We start from the raw sequence: 19986 nt of genomic DNA on the forward strand, positions 1-19986 counted from the left end.
GAGGGTTTTTAATATGGTGAATTCCTTTATTTTTGTCCGATGCTTTCAATAGAAAAATACCAAAACGAATTTGTCTCTTATTTAGAGAAATACTCTACAGTAAAAGAACCTAAAAACCTTTACGAACCTATTCAGTATATTTTAGAGTTAGGAGGAAAAAGATTACGACCTGTTTTAACTTTAATGGCTGCCGATATATTTGGGAGTAACTACAAAGGTGCGTTAAATGCAGCATTAAGTATAGAGGTGTTTCATAATTTTTCTTTGGTTCATGATGATATTATGGACGATGCGCCATTAAGACGTGGACATGAAACCGTGCACGAAAAATGGGATATAAATACAGGGATTCTTTCTGGGGATGCTATGCTTATTATGGCATATCAGCTTTTTGAAAACTACGAAGCACCTATTTTTCTTGAACTAGCTAAGCTGTTTAGCAAAACGGCTTTAGAGGTTTGTGAAGGTCAGCAATACGATGTTGATTTTGAAACTAGAACCGATGTGAGTATTCCTGAATATTTAATTATGATTGAATATAAAACGGCTGTTTTGGTTGCTGCTGCCATGAAAATGGGAGCTATTGTTGCAAAAGCTTCAAAAGAAGATCAAGATAATATTTATAGTTTTGGACGTTATTTAGGTATCGCATTTCAATTACAAGACGATTATTTGGATGCCTTTGGAGATCCAAAAACGTTTGGAAAACAGGTTGGTGGTGATATTATTGAAAATAAAAAAACGTATTTATATTTGAAAGCGTTAGAGTTTTCTAATGATGAAGATTGTGCTACGTTAAGTCAATTGTTTGCATCGAATCCAGAAGATGTTAGCTCGAAAATAGAAATGGCAAAACAGTTTTTTGTGAATTCAGGATCGGCTGAAGCTACTAAAAAAGCGATAGAGGATTATACCTTAAAAGCCTTTGCAGTGTTGGAGTCTTTAAATATTCCGGATGATAAAAAAGCCACTCTTAAAACGTTTGGTAGTAATTTAATGAACCGTACGGTTTAAATATTTATTTTTTTCCACGGACGTGTAAACCTCAATTATGAAATTACCAACTAATTTTGATCATTTAATTGAAGAAGCAAATGCTTTGAATTTATATGAAAAACTAATTTTACAACTAAACAAAGATTTTTTGTTGGCAAATGTAGATTTGGATTTTCATGTAGAGGTTTTACCATCTAGTTTAAAATTACTTCTACACGAAACGGTTTACAGGCTTATTCAAGAAAAATTTAACGAGTATTTAAATTTACTTTACATTATTGATGTTTCTGAAAAGGAAGTAAAGGCTTTGAATGGTGATGATATTTTAGAATTATCTGAAGCTGTTACTTTTTTAATTTTGAAACGCGAATGGCAGAAGGTTTGGTTTAAAAACAAGTATTCATAATTTAATGAAGATAATTTTGTCCTATTTAAAATATCTTCATATATTTGTAGTGTAAAATTAATATTATGTTTTCTAAAGCTTGTGAATACGGAATTAAAGCAGTTATTTTTATTGCTATAAAATCCTACGAAGATTTGCGTGTTAGTCCCAAAGAAATAGCGGAAAAAATTGATTCTCCTCAAGCGTTTACTGCAAAAATTTTACAATCTTTAGTACATCATGATATTGTAAACTCTATAAAAGGAGCGCATGGTGGTTTTGAAATACAAAAAGATAGAATTAGCCAGATTAAATTAGCCGAAATTGTAAAGGCTATTGATGGCGATAGCATTTATATGGGTTGTGGATTAGGTTTAGAAAAATGTGATGAAAACCATCCGTGTCCTGCACACGACAAATTTAAAATTGTTAGGGATGAGCTTCAAAACATGCTAGAAAACACAACTCTAGAAGAATTAGCGCTTAATATTAAATCTGGAACATCATTTTTAAGAGTCTAAAAAAAATTTAAATATAAATAGGATAAATTTATCCGAAATAAAATAATTATGGAAACATTACATACAGATACACAAAAACAAATAGGACAATTTGTTGCCGAAGATTTTAGAACTGCGGCTGTTTTTTCTAAACACAAAATAGATTTTTGCTGCAATGGAAACCGATCTATTGAAGAAGCTTGCGAAAAAAAAGGAATTGATAGTAATAGATTGCTGGAAGAGCTAGAAGTGGTATTAAATACGTCTACAGGTCAATCTATAGATTATAAATCTTGGCCTTTAGATTTGCTTGCAGAATATATTGAGAAAAAACACCACAGATATGTGGAAGAGAAGATTCCGGTACTACGTCAGTTTTTGGATAAACTTTGTAAAGTGCATGGCGAGCGCCATCCCGAGCTTTTTAAAATTAATGAATTATTTACAGCTTCGGCAGGAGAATTATCGGCTCACTTGAAAAAAGAAGAACTTGTACTTTTTCCTTTCATAAAAAAAATGGTAAAAGCCACTTTAGATAAAAGTGCTGTTCAAGCACCACATTTTGGAACTGTTGAAAACCCTATCGCTATGATGATGGAAGAGCATGATACCGAAGGCGGACGTTTTAGACAGATTGCTGAACTTACTGATAATTATACGCCTCCGGCAGATGCTTGTAACACTTACAAGGTAACATATGCTATGCTAGAAGAATTTGAAAAAGACTTGCATTTACACATACATTTAGAAAATAATATTTTATTTCCTGAGGCTGTAAAATTGGAGAAACAGTTTAGTTAATATTACATATTAATTAGTATTTTAATTAAGAAATCCTGGAGCATTAATTTTAAAAATGTTCTAGGATTTTTGTTGTTAACACATATAATTATATGTGTTTCACTTTTTTTGTTGATAATCTGTTAGAGATTTAAATGCCGCCAAAACGGCAAGTAACTGAAAATGCTTAGCTGATTTTAATCATGTTTATTTGCCTTTTTTTTGAATAACTTTAAGAATTAATCGGTAACGCTATGAAAAACATACTCTTACTTTCTGATTTTTCTGCTAATTCGAAAAATGCCATACACTATGCTATGCGTTTTTTTAAAAATCAAAAATGTATATTTCATCTAATGCATGTGCATAAAACAGGTAGTTATACATCCGATGATTTAATGCATTCTCCAAAAGAAAGTATTTACGAATCCATTACGCGAGAACCTCGAGAGAAGTTAAATAGCATAAAGGAAGATTTAAAGGAAACCTATAAAAACCTTAATCATCAATTTGAAATTCATATTGATTTTGATGTATTTATAGATGCAATTAATCAGGCGGTAAAAAACAAAAAAATAGACTTTATCGTTATTGGAACAAATGGTGCTACAAGTGCTAAGGAAATTCTTTTGGGTAGCAATACTATTAATGTGATTAGAAAAGTGAACTGTAAAACTTTAGTTATTCCCGAAGATTACAGATTTACGCCAATTAAAGAATTATTGTTGCCATTAGATCCTCGAGATGTTATTGATGGAAAACAGTTTACGGACTTATTAGAGTTTATGGAAACCTATCAATTAAATCTAAATGTTTTGAGAGTTAATCCTAATAAAGAAAATGCAGAAATAGAGAAACAAGATGTATCTAATCTTTCCATTTTAAAATGTAAATATCAAGTTGTAAATAATGTCCCAATAGATTTTGCTTTACTAAGTTATTTGCAAACAAACACTATAGATTTTATTTCTTTATTTGTAAAAAACAAAGGCTTTCTAGAGCATTTATTTTCAAAAGGAAATACTAAGATTAATATTTCTAAAATACCAAAACCTATGCTTGTGTTACATGGCTAATCACCGGGCTTTTAATTTCAACCAAACAAAATAATTTTTATTTAAAATTAAAATAGAGGTTTACTATTCCGTAAAATGTAAGAATGCCCAAAAAAAGTGTGCTTATTTTAGAGTTCTAAAGTACTCTAGAATAGCTCTTGCATCTTCTTCTGTAAGGTGTTGGTTTGCCATTGGAGCTCCATTAAATTCTTTTAATAAATCTTTCGCTAATGGATCTTCTTTTACCATTTGCTCAGGATTTAAAATCATATTCATAACCCATTCTGGAGTTCTTCGTTCTAAAACACCAGTTGGAGCAGGACCTATAAATTTTTTATCGGCTCTATGGCATGCGGTGCACATTTTTTTATATACATCGGCTCCATGTGTAGCCATTTTTTGATCTACTTCTGCAGCGAGCGTTACAGATTTGATTGGTCCAATACCTTTATTGGCTAAATCTATCTTTTTAGATGCAGGAACTTGTTCTGCTTTTTGGGTAGTGGCTTTTTCAGTTGGTGCTGTTTTTTGGTATGAGAAGCCTTCTTTCTTCTTTTCGTCTTTGCTTCCACAACTTATTAGTAGTGTTACAAATAATACAGCCATTAATTTTAGTGCTCGTTTCATGTTCTACGAATTTTACTACTCAAAATTAAAGACTATTCTAGGTTTAAAACATGATAAAAATCATAGTTAATATGCGGATATTTTATTTCTTGTTGTGATCTTTATTATTTTGATGATGGTCTAAGGGAGAATGAGTCTATAGTTAGTTTTTTAGAAGATTAATTTTTTAAAATAAATACTAAATTTTTATAAAAAGCACCAATGTCTATACTTGTATTACTCGCTTAATTATATTTGTAGATAATTAAATAGGTTTGCTATATTTAGTATTCCATAAAACCTGATAATGCCTAAAAAGTTAGTAGTAGTCTGTTTATTTAATTTTCTAATTGCAGCCTTAATGGGTTTGGCTTTGCGCTATTCATTTTTAGATTCGGTAGGGTTAAATTATAGGTTTTTAACGCATGCACATTCTCATGTAGCTATGTTGGGTTGGGTGTATTTAATGCTTTACGTATGCATTGTGCATTATTTTGTACCCGAAAACAAACCAGTTTTCACGAAGTTATTTTGGTTTACGGAATTTGCCGTTATCGGGATGGTATTAAGTTTTCCCTTTCAAGGCTATGCGGTTGTTTCTATATCCTTTTCAACCTTGCATATTTTTTGTAGTTATTATTTTGTTTACCTCGTTTGGAAACATCATAAAACAGAATCTATAGTTACTAGTAGGTTATTAAAAACAGCGCTCGTTTTTATGGTTGTGTCTACAGCAGGAGTTTGGTGTTTAGGACCTGCGGTGTCTATGTTGGGGCAAGCTTCTGCATTTTACCAAATAGCAATTCAATTCTTTTTACACTTTCAGTTTAATGGATGGTTTTTAATTGCCGTTTTTGCAGTGTTTTTTCATCTATTTAAAGTTGAAAACACAAAAGTATTCAGGCTTTTTTACTGGGTGTTAATAGCATCGACCATTTTTACTTTTGCACTTCCTGTTCAATGGTTTGCTCCACATGGCTTATTGCCTTGGATTAATGGGTTTGGAGTTGTTTTGCAGCTTGTGGCACTTGTTTTGTTTATAAAACTTATTAAGTTTAAAGCTTACCAGAAACTCAATAAAGATAAAAGTATTGTGATTAACTTATACCGTTTTGCTGTTCTTTGCTTTGTTTTAAAAACTGTTTTCCAAGCATCTTCTATTTTTCCGGAATTTTCAAACGTGGTTTACACACATCGTAATTTTGTTATTGGTTTTATTCATTTGTTAATGCTTGGTGTAATTTCTGGATTTCTGTTTTCTTTTATTCTGAAAAATAATTTATTAACCTACTCCAAAATAGCTTATGTTGGACTATATAGCTTTTTAAGCGGATTTATTTTAACTGAAATTATGTTGCTTATTCAAGGTTATAAGTTTTTTGTTGGAAGTGGGATGTTGCCAAATTATTACCTGTTACTTTTTTTATGTAGTATTTTATTACCTTTCGGTATTGCTTTAATCCTGTTTAATTTAATAAAGAATAAGGTTGCTTAAAATCAATTTCAGGTAAAAATTGAGTCCTTGTTATTTAACCGTTTTTAAAATGGTTTCAATAGTTTCTTTATTGTCAACACCTAAACCTTCTTGTTGGTGTATTAATTCGCCTGCTGGATTAAATACACTTATAATATTGGAGTGAGAAAAATCTATAGGAGAAATTTCTTTGTATTTCATAGATAGTACATTCGCAAATTCACGAACTCCACTTTCTGTTCCTTGAAGAAACATCCACTGTTCGCCGTCCATAACATTTTCTATGGCAAAAGATTTTAAACGTTTTGGTGTGTCGGTTAATGGGTCTATACTTATTAAAACAAATTGAATATCTTTTATTTTTTCATCAGGAATTTGTGCTTCAATATTTCGCATATCGGCAACTAGTCTAGGGCAAGCTGCTTTACACGAGGTGTAAATCATTACCATAACTAAAGTTTTTCCTTTTAATTCTTTCAATTCAATCGTTTTGTTTTCTTCAGTTTGCCAAAGCGAGGTTAAATTGAATATCGATGTATCGGAAATTTCATTATCACTTAAAAGTTTTTCTGGTGTTGCATTAATGGATATTAAATCCATTTTACAAACAGTACAATTTCCTGGAGCGTTATAAGTTTTGTTGCCTTCGCATTTCATTGGGCATTGAAAAACTTGTGATGTTTCAATGTTTTTCTTTTTATCAGAATTACAGTTTTGTAACAGCAAACCTGAAACAAATAATATAAGGATGTATTTTAAAGGTTTCATATAAGTTTATTTTTTTATAGGTTTTACGCAACGAAATCCTAAGTTTTTCATTGAGTATTTAGCTTTTAAACTTCCGCGTATGGCGTAACGCATAAATGCAGCATAGTTCATTAAGTCGGTTGCGTTTAAAGAGGCGCTTCCACAGAATAAATTGGAATCTTTGTCTCCGTCTTTTCGCGATTCACCAGAAATTAAAACGGAATTAAAATCTAATGTCCATTCCCAAACTAAGCCATGTAGATCGTAAATGCCCCATACGTTTTTAGGGCGTAATCCAATGGTGTTTTCATTGGAGTGTGGCGCTTCATACCAAGCTAGTATTTTTTTATTGAAGGATGGTTTAACGCGAGCATCCTTTGTGGTTTCGTCTGCCATTGCTGCGTATTCCCATTCATCTATGGTGGGTAATCGTTTGTCTTGGCATTCACAATAGGCTTTGGCGGCGTACCATGAAATATAAGTTGCCGGGCTATTTAGGTTTTCAGATGGTTTTAATTCTAAATCCGATTTCCAATTCGCTAAATAACTTTTATCTGAAAATAATTTTAGGATTTTAGATTTTTGCCATTTTGGATGTTCTTTTATAAAATTTAGATATTCTGCGTTGGTAACAGGGTAAACGTCCATTTCGAAATCTTTAACTTCTACAACAGTTGAATCTCTACCATATAAAGGAAGGTATCTACTGCCTTCAATATAAACCATACCTTTAGATTGGCTAAAAGCACATGTTTGGGTAACCAACAAAACAAACAATAATCTAAAGGCTAGGTTTTTCATAATATTACTTATTAGTTACTGTTTTTTACTTTTTCTACCATGGCTTTTGTAATTACTTTTTTAGAGTTGCCCCAGCTGTTATATACGTAGGTTAACACATTTGCAATTTCATCTGAAGATAACATTTGGCGTGTCATTACGCTGTTATATTTTTCACCATTAACTGTAAGTTCTCCTGTTTTTCCATGAAGTACAATACCGATAGCGCGATCTACATCGGCGTTTAAATAATCGGATTTTGCTAAAGGAGGAAACGCATTTGGAATACCTTGACCTTCTGCTTGGTGACAAGCAAAGCAGGTTTGCATATAGGCTTGTTTGCCAAATTCCATTTGTTCGTCGAAAGATTTTGCTGGAACTTCAGAAGCTATAATTTCATCTGTTGTTGGCATGTTTTGAATTCCAGGACCTTCTGGTAAATAAATATCATCACGTATTTCTCCAGAGTAAATCTTCTTGTCGAGTTCGCCTTCAACTTTAAGCATCCCTAAGGCTCCTTTGTTGAATGCTCTAAAAATAGAGTGATCAACAATAATAAAAGTTCCAGGTACTTCTACTTTAAGTTCTACCATGGCGGCTCCACCGGCTGGAATTAAAGTAGTTTGTACATTTTTGTTTATTTGTTCGCCTCCTTCAATATGTACTCTGTCGAATATTTCACCAATAACATGAAAAGAAGATACTAATCCTGGACCACCATTTCCAACAAATAGTCTTACCGTTTCGCCCACTTTGGCTGTTAATGCATTGTCGCCTGTTAGTGCGCCTACTTTTCCGTTAAAAACAACATAATCGGCTGTTTCATTTACTGCTTTTTGCATATCAAAAGGTTGTAAACCACGTTCACCGTTGGCACCTTTGGTGTAAAAATCACCTTGCATAATGTAATATTCTTTATCTACGGGAGGTAAGCCGCCTTCTGGCTCTACTAAAATTAAACCATACATACCATTCGCAATATGCATTCCAACAGGAGCAGTAGCACAGTGGTAAACATATAAGCCAGGGTTTAACGTTTTAAAACTGAATGTTTTTTCGTGTCCAGGAGCTACAAAAGAAGATTCTGCTCCTCCACCAGGTCCCGTTACTGCATGCATATCTATATTGTGGGGTAGTTTGTTGTCTGGGTGGTTTTGTAAGTGAAATTCCACTTCATCACCAACTCTAGTTCTTATAAAACTACCAGGTACAGTTCCTCCAAATGTCCAGTACATGTATTTTACACCATCTGTCATTTCTCCTTCTTTTTCAAGAATCTCCATTTTTACGATAAGTTTTTTTGCTTTACGCCGCCCGATAGGAGTTGGTACATTTGGTGGAGATGTTAATTCTGCCATCATTTCTCTGCTTACAGGAATGTCTGCAGTGCTTTGGTATTCCTTTTCTTTAGAATCAAAGCAAGATGTTAATAATAAGGTGCTTAAAAATGTTAAGCTGCATAATAAGTGTGATTGTCTCATTAGTTTTTAGTGATTTTAATTAGTTTTCATTAATTAAGACAATTTTATCCTAATTAAGATTTCAAAAATAATGCTAACCGTAATTATAAAATATGACAAAAATCAGTTTTATAATTAAACGACTGTTTTCTAGTGTTATGTGTGCTGTATTTAGAAGTAAAACCGAACAAAGGGCGCCCAGGCTTGAGAATATATGCTTTTGTCCGTATCATATAATACATCATAGCGAATACCAAAAGTAACATTGCCATTACGATAACCTGCACCAAAATATAAAGCAGGAATCCAGTAGTTTTCGTTCGGTCGATTTAAGTTTACGTTATATCGGCGATTTACGTTGAGTTCTTCAAATTCGGCCGATATCTGAATTTCGTTTATTGGATTATAGTAACCAATTAAACTCCCTCCTAAAATAGTTGATTTATAAATATTTTTCTGACTGTTGTATGTACCATTAATCCCTAAGCCTAATGAAAATGATTTGTTAAATTCGTAAACTGCATTTGGAGCTAAAGTGCCACTAAAGAATTCGTCACCAAAATTTAAACCAATACCACCACCATATCTTACATGTTCCCAGAAATCACTTTTAAAATTTTGCGAATAGGATTGGTTAATCATAGAAATAAAAAAGATTAAAAAAACAGTAAGTGCTTTGTTTATTGGGAAAAAAAGTTTCATAAGAATAAGAAATGATTAGTAATTTAACAGTAATGACGTGTATATTCGTGAAATGTAGATTATTTGCATAAATATAGTTAAAGAAACCTCTAATTTTACTAAAAGTTGTATTTTTGAGGAATATTTTGACTAACCTACAAAGGGATTAAGAATAGCAATGGATAAATTTTCATTTTTAAATACAGCACACACAGCATATTTTGCTGACTTATACGATCAATATTTACAAAACCCAGATTCGGTGGAGCCGAGTTGGAGAGCCTTTTTTCAAGGCTATGATTTCGGTAGTGAAAACTACGGATTAGAAGGTGATAGTGTAGAAAATATTTCTGCAGAAGTGCCAGAACAGTTACAAAAAGAATTTCAAATTGTAAGGCTTATTGATGGCTACAGAATGCGAGGACACTTGTTTACCAAAACAAATCCGGTACGTGATCGTCGTACATATTCACCAACATTAGAAATCTCTAATTTCGGACTTAGCGCAAACGATTTAGATACCGTTTTTACTGCAGGAGAAATTTTGGGTATTGGTACAAAAACGCTTCGCGAAATTATTGTACACCTCGATAAAATATATTGTCATTCTATTGGTGTAGAATATATGTATTTGCGTAACCCAGAAGTTATTGCTTGGTGGCAAGAACAACTTAATGCAAATGATAATCAGCCAAATTTTTCTGCTGATACTAAAAAATATATTCTTTCAAAATTAAATCATGCGGTTACTTTCGAAAACTTTTTGCAAACTAAATATGTTGGGCAAAAACGTTTTTCTTTAGAGGGAGGAGAGTCTTTAATTCCTGCCTTGAGTAATGTGCTTTTTTATGCTGTTAAAAAATACGGCGTTAAAGAATGTGTATTAGGTATGGCACACCGTGGTCGTTTAAATACACTTATCAATATTTTCAGAAAACCTTTGCATGAACTTTTTAGCGAGTTTGATGGTAAAGATTTTGAAGATATGGATATTGATGGTGATGTTAAATATCACTTGGGTTTAACGCTTGATAAAACTTATCAAAACGGTAAAACCCTTAAGATGAACTTGGTTCCGAATCCATCGCATTTAGAAACTGTTGCACCTGTAGCCGAAGGGATTACACGAGCAAAAATTGATGCGGATTATGATGGTGACGATTCTAAAATATTACCTATAATAGTACATGGGGATGCTGCAATCGCAGGTCAAGGTATAGTTTATGAGGTTGCACAAATGAGCCAGTTAGCTGGATATAAAACAGGCGGAACTGTACATATTGTTGTAAATAACCAAATAGGATTTACAACCAATTATTTAGATGCACGATCTAGTACGTATTGTACAGATGTGGCTAAAGTAACATTGTCACCCGTGTTACACGTAAATGCAGATGATGCTGAAGCTGTTGTTCATGCTGTTGAAATGGCATTGGAATACAGAATGCGATACAAAAAAGATGTATACATCGATTTATTAGGTTATAGAAAATATGGGCATAATGAAGGTGATGAGCCTCGATTTACGCAGCCAAAATTATATAAAGAAATAGCGAAGCATTCGAATCCATTTAAAATTTATGCCGATAAATTAATAGCTGAAAAAACTGTTGATCAAGCATATGTTGATAATATTATTTCAGACTTTAAAGAAACTTTAGAAGGAGAATATACTAAGGCTAAAAAAGCAAAGTCATCTGTAGTTCGCGAGTTTATGCAAGAACGTTGGGGAGATTTTGAACGTCAAGGTATAGATTCTATGTTGAAACAAGAGGATACTACTTTTCCTAAAGAAAGATTAGAAGCTATTTCTAAAGTAGTTTCTACAGTTCCAGCAGGTGTTAAGTTTTTACGCAAAGCGGAAAAAATTCTTAAAGGTCGAGAAAAAATGGTTTTTGAAACCGATACACTCGATTGGGGAATGGGAGAAACGTTAGCATACGGAAGTTTGCTTGAAGAAGGTTTTAATGTGCGTATCTCTGGGCAAGATGTTGAGCGTGGAACATTTAGCCACCGTCATGCTATTTTACGTGACGAAATTTCAGAAGAACGTATTAATTTATTAAATATCAATCCAGAGAGTAAAGGTAAAATGGATATTTATAATTCCTTTTTATCAGAATATGGTGTACTTGGTTTCGATTATGGTTATGCCATGGCAAACCCAAATACATTAACCATTTGGGAAGCCCAATTTGGAGATTTTAGTAATGGAGCTCAAATTATATTCGATCAATATTTATCAGCAGCTGAAGATAAATGGAAATCTCAAAATGGAATTGTAGTTTTATTACCTCATGGATATGAGGGGCAAGGTTCCGAACATTCATCAGCAAGAATAGAACGTTACCTACAATTATGTGGTGAAGATAATATGACGGTTGCCGATTGTACAACACCAGGGAACATGTTCCACTTGTTACGTCGCCAAATGAAACGTAATTATAGAAAACCCTTAATTGTTTTCACTCCAAAAAGTTTATTACGTCATCCAAAAGCAGTTTCTAGTATAAAAGATTTAGCATCAGGAGAATTTCAAGAAGTTATCGACGATACTATTAACCCAACAAATGTTAAGAAATTAGTATTCTGTACAGGTAAATTTTATTACGATTTATTAGCTGAAAGAGAAGAACTAGGAAGAGAGGATGTTGCATTAGTGCGAATAGAACAGTTATTCCCGCTTCATTTAGAAAAAATACAAAGTGTTATTGATAAATATCCAAATGTTGAAAGTTACACTTGGGCGCAAGAAGAACCTAAAAACATGGGGGCTTGGATGCACATGGCACAACGTATGGATTTAGTGAAGTTAGAAGTAGCAGCACGTCCTTACAATTCTGTACCGGCACCAGGATCTAATACTAGAGATAAACGCAGACAACGTCGTGTAATCGATGAGGTTTTTGCAAATTAAATAAAAAGAATAAAATTCATATACAATTAAAATTATAAAGAATGATTTTAGAAATGAAAGTGCCTTCACCAGGCGAATCTATCACAGAAGTAGAAATAGCGACTTGGTTAGTTGAAGATGGCGATTACGTTGAAAAAGACCAAGCTATTGCCGAAGTTGATAGTGATAAAGCAACCTTAGAATTACCAGCAGAAGCAAGTGGTATTATTACGCTTAAAGCGGAAGAAGGTGATGCTGTTGAAGTTGGAGCTGTAGTTTGTTTAATTGATACAAGTGCAGAAAAACCAGCAGGTGGAGAAGCGCCAAAAGCAGAAGTTAAAGTGGAAGCACCAAAAGCAGAAGCGCCAAAAGTAGCTGAAGCAAAAACGTATGCTACAGGTTCTGCAAGTCCTGCCGCTAAAAAAGTTTTAGCTGAAAAAGGAATTGCTGCCTCATCTATTTCAGGTACGGGTAAAGCAGGCCGAATTACTAAAGACGATGCCGTAAAAGCAGTACCTTCTATGGGAACTCCAACTGGTGGTAGCCGTGGTACTTCCAGAAGTAAAATGTCTATGTTACGTAGAAAAGTAGCCGAACGTTTAGTTGAGGTGAAAAATACAACAGCGATGTTAACCACATTTAATGAGGTTGATATGTCGCCTATTTTTGCGTTACGTTCAGAATATAAAGAGACCTTTAAAACTAAACATGGTGTTGGTTTAGGGTTTATGAGTTTCTTTACTTTAGCAGTTGTTAGAGCGCTAGAAATGTATCCATCAGTGAATTCAATGATGGATGGTAAAGAAATGTTATCATACGATTTTTGTGATATTAGTATTGCTGTATCGGGTCCAAAAGGATTAATGGTACCAGTAATTCGTAATGCTGAAAACTTATCTTTTAGAGGTGTAGAGTCGGAAGTAAAACGTTTGGCACTTCGCGCAAGAGATGGTCAAATTACTGTTGATGAAATGACGGGTGGAACATTCACTATAACAAACGGAGGTGTTTTTGGTAGTATGTTATCTACGCCAATTATTAATCCACCACAAAGTGGGATTTTAGGAATGCACAACATTGTAGAGCGTCCGGTTGCTATTGATGGTCAGGTTGTAATTCGTCCAATAATGTATGTAGCATTATCTTATGATCATAGAATTATTGATGGTAAGGAAAGTGTAGGATTCTTAGTTGCTGTAAAAGAGGCTTTAGAAAACCCGATAGAATTATTAATGAATAACGATGTTAGAAAAGCTTTAGAGCTTTAAGTAATATTTAATATAGTAGTAAAAAAAGGGTGTTTCATAATTTATGAAACACCCTTTTTTTTTGGTTTAGACGTATAATGAGAGAGCCTAAAACATTATATATAAGTTAAAGGATATCATTACGATAACTAAAATAAAAACAACAATTAACACAAATTTATTCAAAGGATTCCTCTTCTCTTCCATGATTTGTTCTTTTAGCATTTGTTTAAATTTTTAGTAGTTTAACTTATGTGGCTTTGCTAAATAATAGCATTGTAAAGGTATGTTGCTTGTAGTTTTAAAAAAATAAGTTTATGTACGTATTTTTATAATCGAGCTGTTTTTTTAGTTATGAAACAGAATCATTCGTATCTAAATTATTATTATTATCTAGAACCAAATATATTTTGATGTGGTAGAGTAAAAGTTATTTCACTTTATAAAAATTTGTGATTTACATGTTTTATAAGTGAATAGTGTAATTTTAAAATGTAAAAGACTCTAAATCATTACAATTTAGAGTCTTTTTTTAATTCTCCCTAAGAACTAATTAATAGCACTGTAAAGATATAAGTTATTCCCGTAAGAAAAAATACGCACTTCTACTTATATTTATAAAAATGCTTTATTTACGGTAGCCCAGATGGCTAGAGAAGTTGGTTTTTTATCTAAATTTAATTTAGAAACTATGTTACTACGGTGTTTATCTACAGTTCTAACGGAAATAGATAATTCTTTGGCAATGGTATGGCTAGTTTTACTTTCTGAAATAAGACGCACTATTTTGAATTCAGATTTTGTTAATAGCTCTAACTTTTTCGGTTTTGTATTGTTATTATGATCTAGATACGATGCAATCTCTTCGCTAAAATAAGGTTTTCCCTCTAACACATGTTCAATACAATTTTCTATTTCTTCAACAGCAAATTCCTTTAAAATGTACCCGTAAACCCCAGCTTCAATGGCTTGGTCGTAAACTTCTTCTTCTTTATCAAAAGTAATAAGTATTATTTTTGTTGGTAAACGGTGCTTTTTACAAGTCTCAGCAATTTCTAAACCTGTTTTATGTGGCATTCTAATATCTAGAATAGCAATTTCGGGTTCTAATTTTACAATTAAGTTATAGGCAGTGTTGCCATCTTCAGCACTTCCAATGATATTAAACCCTTTGGATGTTAAAAAATCGGTAAGACCGCGTAGCATTAACGGATGATCATCAGCTATTACTATAGTTGTATTCATTGACTAGTTGCTAGGAAGGTATTAATTGCTATTGCGTCTAATTTAAACGATTATAGCTTCAAATACAAGTATTTCTTTTCATAATCAATAATGCCCTTAGCTTTTTTCAAAATGTCGGCACCAATTATACCATCTACAGGCTTTGAGTTATGGTTTATAAGGGCTGTGTTTACATGAGATAAATTAAATAAAACGAGCACTACTTTATTGTGACTCCATTTTCCAATTTTGACTTTATTTTTTTTAGACATTTTGGTGTCCATATCTGTGGCTCCAGCACCAGCAGCTTTTATTAAAGAATCTTCGGCATTGAGATTAAACGTTTCAATCCCTTCAAACCCAACGCAAGAACTAGATGCTCCTGTATCTAAAATAAACAAGCCTTTTTTTCCATTAATAGTAGCTTTTATTTCAAAATGATTTGTTTTTGTTAAATGAAGCTTTACTTTGGTGTAACCCTTGTTTATTAGGAACTCTTGAAGGTTTGTTGTCATTTAGTTTTTAATTTCAATGCTAAAAATACTATAAACAGCGCAATTAGTATCCCAATGCAAATATAAATTACTAAGTTTTTTGTTTTCGGTTCCGTAAGTTCTCCATAGTAAACAAAAGCGCTCCAGTAGTAAGGCGATTTTTTAGAATTGCTAATCGATTCATTTTCAATATAACTTATCTTAGAAGCATGATTGGCTATATTAGCCGATTGGGATGTGTTGTAGCTTTCGTAAAATGATTCCATGATTTGTGCAGTCGATAAATCGTTAATTTGCCAAAGTGAAAACAATATGTTTTGTGCGCCAGCATATTGAAACCCTCGCGCTACGCTCATAGCGCCTTCGCCTCTGTATAATTTACCAACGCCCGTTTCGCAGGCGCTTAAAACAACTAGTTTTGGACTCAAATCTAGGCTATAGAGTTCATTTAAAAACAGTGTATTATCAAAAAATGATAGATTTGATGGTTTTACAAAATCGCCACTGCTAGCATGGGTTGATAAATGAATAATATCATATTTTGAAGCATTTTTAAAAAAGTTGTTTTTGGTAGCTTCTGCTCGCATAAAAAGTTTTGAGGGCATATGTTTCTCAATCGCTTTTGCCTCGTTAACGGAATACGTTAAAGTTTGATTTGTGTTTTCAAAAACAGGAAAAAAACCTAAAACATTGTTGTTACTTCTCTTTTTAGTTTCATTTAAATATAGAGCAATACTGCTATTATAAATAATGTTATGCTTTTTGATAACAAAAGGCATTTTGGCGTAAGATGCTGTTTTTGTTTCTTCCGTTAGTAAAGCTTCAAAAGGTATAAAACTTAGTAAACCATCGGGAATAATGATGACATTCTTAAAAGATGAAAGCATATTAAAACCTAATAATTTATAAATTCTAAAACCCTGTTCTGTATAATTTGATATATCATTATTAATGGTTGAAGGCGCATTAAAAAGATTAATAAAATCTGAAATTTGTCTTTTTATTTCTGAAGTAAAATCAATTCGGTTGATGCTTATGTCTTGACTTGAAATAATAAATTGGTAAATACTGTTTTTGCCATAAAAATATTCGGTTAAAACAGTATCATCTTTTAATAATTTCGCGTTGAGAATATTGTAATTAATGGAAGATTCCTTGTCTGGAAATTTTTTAGAAATCCTTTTTTTTAAGGCTTTCAGTTGCATACTAATTGCGCTAAGTTGTATGCTTAAAGTGTTAATTTTAGAAGAACCCAAACCTTCTTTAATCAATAAACTAGTAAGTTGTTCTTGTTTTTTTAAGAGGCTGAATTCTTTAATTAGTAAACTATTGTTTGGGAAACGTTGTAAGCGTGTTTTTTTTGAAAATAAGGTTTTTAAAACTGAAGATTTACTGTTTTCTGCATATTGAAGCGCCGTTTTTAAAACCGATTTATTTTGAGTTTCACGATAAGTATCAAAAAGAATATCGATACATTTTTCACTTCGTATTCTGTTATTCGTTTCGTTTAAAATTTTGGTTTCTTGAGAGGTCCAGCTACTTTGTAATAAATTAGAAACGTAAAAACTAAGATCCAAGCTCCGTAATGCTAATTCAGGGTTCGTTTCTATTTCGGCATACAAATCGAAAATATCCATAAATTTATTGTCGGCGTATAGTTCATTTTTACTTGGCAATCCGCTGTTTTTAAATTGTGGTAATAACGTTTTTATTGCCGATTGTAAAAACGATAAAGCTTTTTTTGGTTGTTTCAAAAGAAAATAAAGTTGAGCCTCTTCAGTAAAGAGTTGGGCTTCTTCACGTTTTGTAATGTTATTTTTTAATTGAATATTTTTATAGGAATAAAAAGAGTCTAAGGCTTTTGGAAAATCTTTGTTTTTTAAATGAAATAAATAATTACTTCTTATGTTTTTAGAGTTTGAGGTCTGGTTGAATTGATTTAAAACGGTTAAGTTTTCTGTTTTTATTTGAAGTAAATGTACTTTTTGAATTTCAGAAATATTTTTAATTTTTAAACCGTCATCTATAGTTTCTATTGCCGTTTTATGCCTTCCTAAAGTGAAATATAATTTAGCTAGATTAATAACACCACTTACTTGATGTGCTGTGTTTTTAGTTTTTTCAGCTAAATATATATATTGATTTATAGTGTTTAGCGCATTGGTAAAATCGCCTGTTTTTGTGTATAAAGTACCTAGCGGGTTTAAACAATTTTCTATAATATCGAAATCTGAAATTTTTGAAAGCTGGTTATCATTAAAACGGATTAGAGCATCTTCATAAGTGTTAATCGCTTTTGTTAATTTAGATTGTTCGAATAAATAAAAGGCTTTATGTGTTTGTAGAAACACCAAAGCGAGCTGCTCATCTTTAGATGTTACTTCATTTTTAAAAGCACTTTCTTTTTTGTCTAAAACCTGAAGCGAGGTGCTATTTTGATTTCCAATAAAAGATTCCGCGGCCAAATAAATAGTTTCTTCTAAGTTTTGGGCGAAACTAAATGCGGTGATAAAAAAAAGAAGAAAGTAATGTTTTTTCATTTTATGTTTTACAACAATAATTTAGAACCTAATAGATTTTATGGATTATTAAACTTAAAATTTCCAAATAGCATAAAATTGCCAATAGTTGAAGTCTTCTTCAAAATTCATGATGAATCTTGCGCCTAAACTAGGGCCTATTCTGGCAAAACCAGCTGTAGCTTCAAATAACAACCCAGTGCGTAAATTGGTGAAGGATTCGCTGGTGCTGCTGCTTTCTTCAAAAGAATTAAAAAGATTTTTTTCTATTGCGTCGCCTTCAAACTGTTCTGTAAATGTATTTTGTGTACTTTTTTCACTTAAAGAGATAGTGTTTTGTAAACCTGCTCCTATACCTATAAAGTTATTTAAATTATAGCGTAATAAAACGGGAACATCCCAATCTATGTTTTTGTATGTGGTTTGGGTAGTTGTACGTTGTAAATACCTAAAACCTTGTGCGGCATCATCTACAAATTCTTCAATCACATCTATGTTGCTATCATAATTATGAAAATTATTCATAAGTTCAATCTGCCAATATAATCTGTACGATTTATATGGAGATAGAGTAGCACCAATAAAATAACTTTCGGAATTTCGTAAATCGGAAAATGAGTTATAACCCATTTTTGCTCCAATAGAAATTCCTGGTAAAAATCGAGTTGTAGAATAATTAGTAATTATAGGGTCGTTTTTATCAAAAATAATTGCGGTTCTACTTTTGGTTTTTACTTTATGAAAATCTTTAGCAAACTTTATGCTGTATTTTACAAAACCTTTTGTGGAATCGTATTCTTTTACGTTTTTCTGTTCGCTGCCAGGTAAATAGATGTTTTTAAAGGTGAAAATAGCTTGGGTTTTTGTGAATGTTGTATCTAGACAACTATAGAGAACATCTCGTTTGGGGCATATGTCGCATTTAGGGTACATATCGACAACTTTTAAAGTCGATTTATCTAACATTTCTGGAATATCGGTTTCTAAACGGATGGTATTTGCAGGGCCTTCACCGTTGTTTTGAAACTTAATTTTATACTTTAAAGTTTTAAAACGGACAAGGCGATAATTCATAAATGTCCCGTTAGACGACATTTTATTAGGATCGTGCGAGGTTACAATTTCCATTTCCATATCTTTTACTTTGTGGTTATCGTAATTGGCATCTGGCACATAAATACCACGAACAGAAATTATGGCACTAGTATCTTTAACCATTTCTGGAGTGGTTTTTAAACTGAAAAAAATATTACGTTCTTCTTCAGGTTCCATGTTGTCGAACTCTAAAACGCGCCAGTTTTTGTACATCGCTTGGGCTTGGGATAGGGTTAAAGGTAAATTTGTTTTTATGGTAGTATCTTGTGATATATTCCTGAAATTTGTGGCTTCATCATTTAAGGACGCTAAATACGTATTGTTGTTTTCAATGTTTTGGGTTGAAGCAAAAGCACCGGTTAAAACGCTTTTTTCATTGTGATGGAATCTAGTATCTGTTAATTCAAAATTATTGGCTTTATATTTCAATTCATTAAAAAACAGATAGATTTTCCCGTTGGTCGTGTAGTTTTTAATGTTTTTGTAACTTAAAATGGTTACAATTTCTTCTTCTGGAACAGGTTCGCGATTTCGTTTAAGAGTGAAATCGTCTTCCATAGATGCTTCATCTAGATAATCATCGGTAACGGAATTAATCTTTATTTTTTTAGGGCGAGTAGTTGGTGGTTTCCCGGTGTCGTAATTATTGGTTGCCCATAATTTTATTTCATATTCACCTTTCTGTTTGTAAGTGTGCTTTGGTGTTGCTTCTTTGCTATAGCTGCCGTCTCCCATTTCCCAGTAATGGGTGTAAAATGCTTTGGGTGCACCTGCTATTTGATTTAAAGCTGGTGTTTCTGGAGTTAACAAAACCGAATTACCTACTATGTTTGTTTTAATTGTTGCGGTTCTAGTAATGGTATCGTTAATTGGTGCTTGTCCAAAAATAAATAAAGGTAAAGTTAAAGTTAGAAAAAGGGTGAGGTATTTTTTCATAGAACCGTTTAGTTAGTTTATAAATATACAAAAGAGAATGTTTTGAAGACGAAAAAATATTTTGATGCTTCAATTCTATGTGAGGTCTACTAATTAATTGCCATGTTTTTC

Annotated in this window: 17 protein-coding genes; 8 read left to right on the forward strand and 9 right to left on the reverse strand. The window is 32.5% G+C overall.

Annotation, left to right across the window (positions count from 1 at the left end; all coding sequences use genetic code 11):
- The first annotated feature begins 39 nt into the window (after positions 1-39).
- From M4I23_RS03775 to M4I23_RS03795, 5 genes are all read left to right on the forward strand, one after another.
- Positions 40-1014 (forward strand): polyprenyl synthetase family protein, encoded by a 975-nt coding sequence (locus tag M4I23_RS03775; RefSeq protein WP_249753485.1) that lies wholly within the window; start codon positions 40-42, stop codon positions 1012-1014.
- A gap of 37 nt (positions 1015-1051) precedes the next feature.
- Positions 1052-1402, forward strand: coding sequence for a hypothetical protein (locus tag M4I23_RS03780; RefSeq protein ID WP_158847007.1), 351 nt, complete (start codon positions 1052-1054; stop codon positions 1400-1402).
- Between the two features lie 65 nt (positions 1403-1467).
- The gene (locus tag M4I23_RS03785; protein ID WP_158847009.1) at positions 1468-1902 is read left to right on the forward strand and encodes an Rrf2 family transcriptional regulator; all 435 of its coding nucleotides are present in this window, start codon (positions 1468-1470) and stop codon (positions 1900-1902) included.
- A 48-nt stretch (positions 1903-1950) separates the two neighbouring features.
- Complete coding sequence (gene ric, locus M4I23_RS03790; RefSeq protein ID WP_249753486.1) at positions 1951-2682, forward strand: iron-sulfur cluster repair di-iron protein; 732 nt, start codon at positions 1951-1953, stop codon at positions 2680-2682.
- A 233-nt stretch (positions 2683-2915) separates the two neighbouring features.
- A complete protein-coding gene (locus tag M4I23_RS03795) occupies positions 2916-3737 on the forward strand; it encodes a universal stress protein (RefSeq protein ID WP_249753487.1) in 822 nt (273 codons plus the stop codon).
- A 102-nt stretch (positions 3738-3839) separates the two neighbouring features.
- On the opposite strand, the gene M4I23_RS03800 is transcribed toward M4I23_RS03795, so the two are convergent.
- The gene (locus M4I23_RS03800) at positions 3840-4343 is read right to left on the reverse strand and encodes a cytochrome c (RefSeq protein ID WP_158847015.1); all 504 of its coding nucleotides are present in this window, start codon (positions 4341-4343) and stop codon (positions 3840-3842) included.
- 286 nt (positions 4344-4629) lie between these two features.
- Between M4I23_RS03800 and M4I23_RS03805 the strand changes: the two genes are divergently transcribed.
- Positions 4630-5817 carry a hypothetical protein gene (locus tag M4I23_RS03805; RefSeq protein ID WP_158847017.1) on the forward strand — a complete coding sequence of 396 codons (1188 nt, stop codon included), beginning with the start codon at positions 4630-4632 and terminating at the stop codon, positions 5815-5817.
- Positions 5818-5847: 30 nt separating this feature from the next.
- Here M4I23_RS03805 and M4I23_RS03810 read toward each other — a convergent pair whose 3' ends face one another.
- From M4I23_RS03810 to M4I23_RS03825, 4 genes are all read right to left on the reverse strand, one after another.
- Positions 5848-6564 (reverse strand): SCO family protein, encoded by a 717-nt coding sequence (locus M4I23_RS03810; RefSeq protein ID WP_249753488.1) that lies wholly within the window; start codon positions 6562-6564, stop codon positions 5848-5850.
- A 6-nt stretch (positions 6565-6570) separates the two neighbouring features.
- Positions 6571-7344 (reverse strand): formylglycine-generating enzyme family protein, encoded by a 774-nt coding sequence (locus M4I23_RS03815; protein ID WP_158847028.1) that lies wholly within the window; start codon positions 7342-7344, stop codon positions 6571-6573.
- An 11-nt stretch (positions 7345-7355) separates the two neighbouring features.
- Positions 7356-8804 (reverse strand): copper-containing nitrite reductase, encoded by a 1449-nt coding sequence (gene nirK, locus M4I23_RS03820; RefSeq protein ID WP_249753489.1) that lies wholly within the window; start codon positions 8802-8804, stop codon positions 7356-7358.
- Between the two features lie 150 nt (positions 8805-8954).
- Positions 8955-9485 (reverse strand): alpha-ketoglutarate decarboxylase, encoded by a 531-nt coding sequence (locus tag M4I23_RS03825; protein WP_249753490.1) that lies wholly within the window; start codon positions 9483-9485, stop codon positions 8955-8957.
- A 157-nt stretch (positions 9486-9642) separates the two neighbouring features.
- On the opposite strand from M4I23_RS03825, the gene M4I23_RS03830 reads away from it, so the two are divergent.
- On the forward strand, positions 9643-12381 hold the full coding sequence (locus tag M4I23_RS03830; RefSeq protein WP_249753491.1) for a 2-oxoglutarate dehydrogenase E1 component: 2739 nt from the start codon (positions 9643-9645) through the stop codon (positions 12379-12381).
- A gap of 41 nt (positions 12382-12422) precedes the next feature.
- The gene (gene odhB / locus M4I23_RS03835; RefSeq protein WP_158847034.1) at positions 12423-13628 is read left to right on the forward strand and encodes a 2-oxoglutarate dehydrogenase complex dihydrolipoyllysine-residue succinyltransferase; all 1206 of its coding nucleotides are present in this window, start codon (positions 12423-12425) and stop codon (positions 13626-13628) included.
- A 594-nt stretch (positions 13629-14222) separates the two neighbouring features.
- On the opposite strand, the gene M4I23_RS03840 is transcribed toward odhB, so the two are convergent.
- Genes M4I23_RS03840 through M4I23_RS03855 form a run of 4 tightly spaced genes read right to left on the reverse strand, consistent with a single transcriptional unit; the run spans position 14223 to position 19875 of the window.
- Positions 14223-14852: a response regulator transcription factor gene (locus tag M4I23_RS03840; RefSeq protein ID WP_249753492.1), complete on the reverse strand. Its 630-nt coding sequence runs from the start codon at positions 14850-14852 to the stop codon at positions 14223-14225.
- Positions 14853-14902: 50 nt separating this feature from the next.
- Positions 14903-15346: a TIGR02281 family clan AA aspartic protease gene (locus tag M4I23_RS03845; RefSeq protein WP_158847038.1), complete on the reverse strand. Its 444-nt coding sequence runs from the start codon at positions 15344-15346 to the stop codon at positions 14903-14905.
- The gene (locus M4I23_RS03850; protein WP_249753493.1) at positions 15343-17865 is read right to left on the reverse strand and encodes a CHAT domain-containing protein; all 2523 of its coding nucleotides are present in this window, start codon (positions 17863-17865) and stop codon (positions 15343-15345) included. The genes M4I23_RS03845 and M4I23_RS03850 overlap by 4 nt, the downstream gene beginning before the upstream one ends.
- 54 nt (positions 17866-17919) lie before the next feature.
- Entirely contained in the window at positions 17920-19875 is a 1956-nt protein-coding gene (locus M4I23_RS03855; RefSeq protein ID WP_249753494.1) for a PKD domain-containing protein, read from the reverse strand.
- Between the last annotated feature and the right edge of the window lie 111 nt (positions 19876-19986).

It is taken from the genome of Algibacter sp. L4_22 (assembly GCF_023473045.1).
In the GTDB taxonomy this organism is placed as follows: Bacteria; Bacteroidota; Bacteroidia; order Flavobacteriales; family Flavobacteriaceae; genus Algibacter.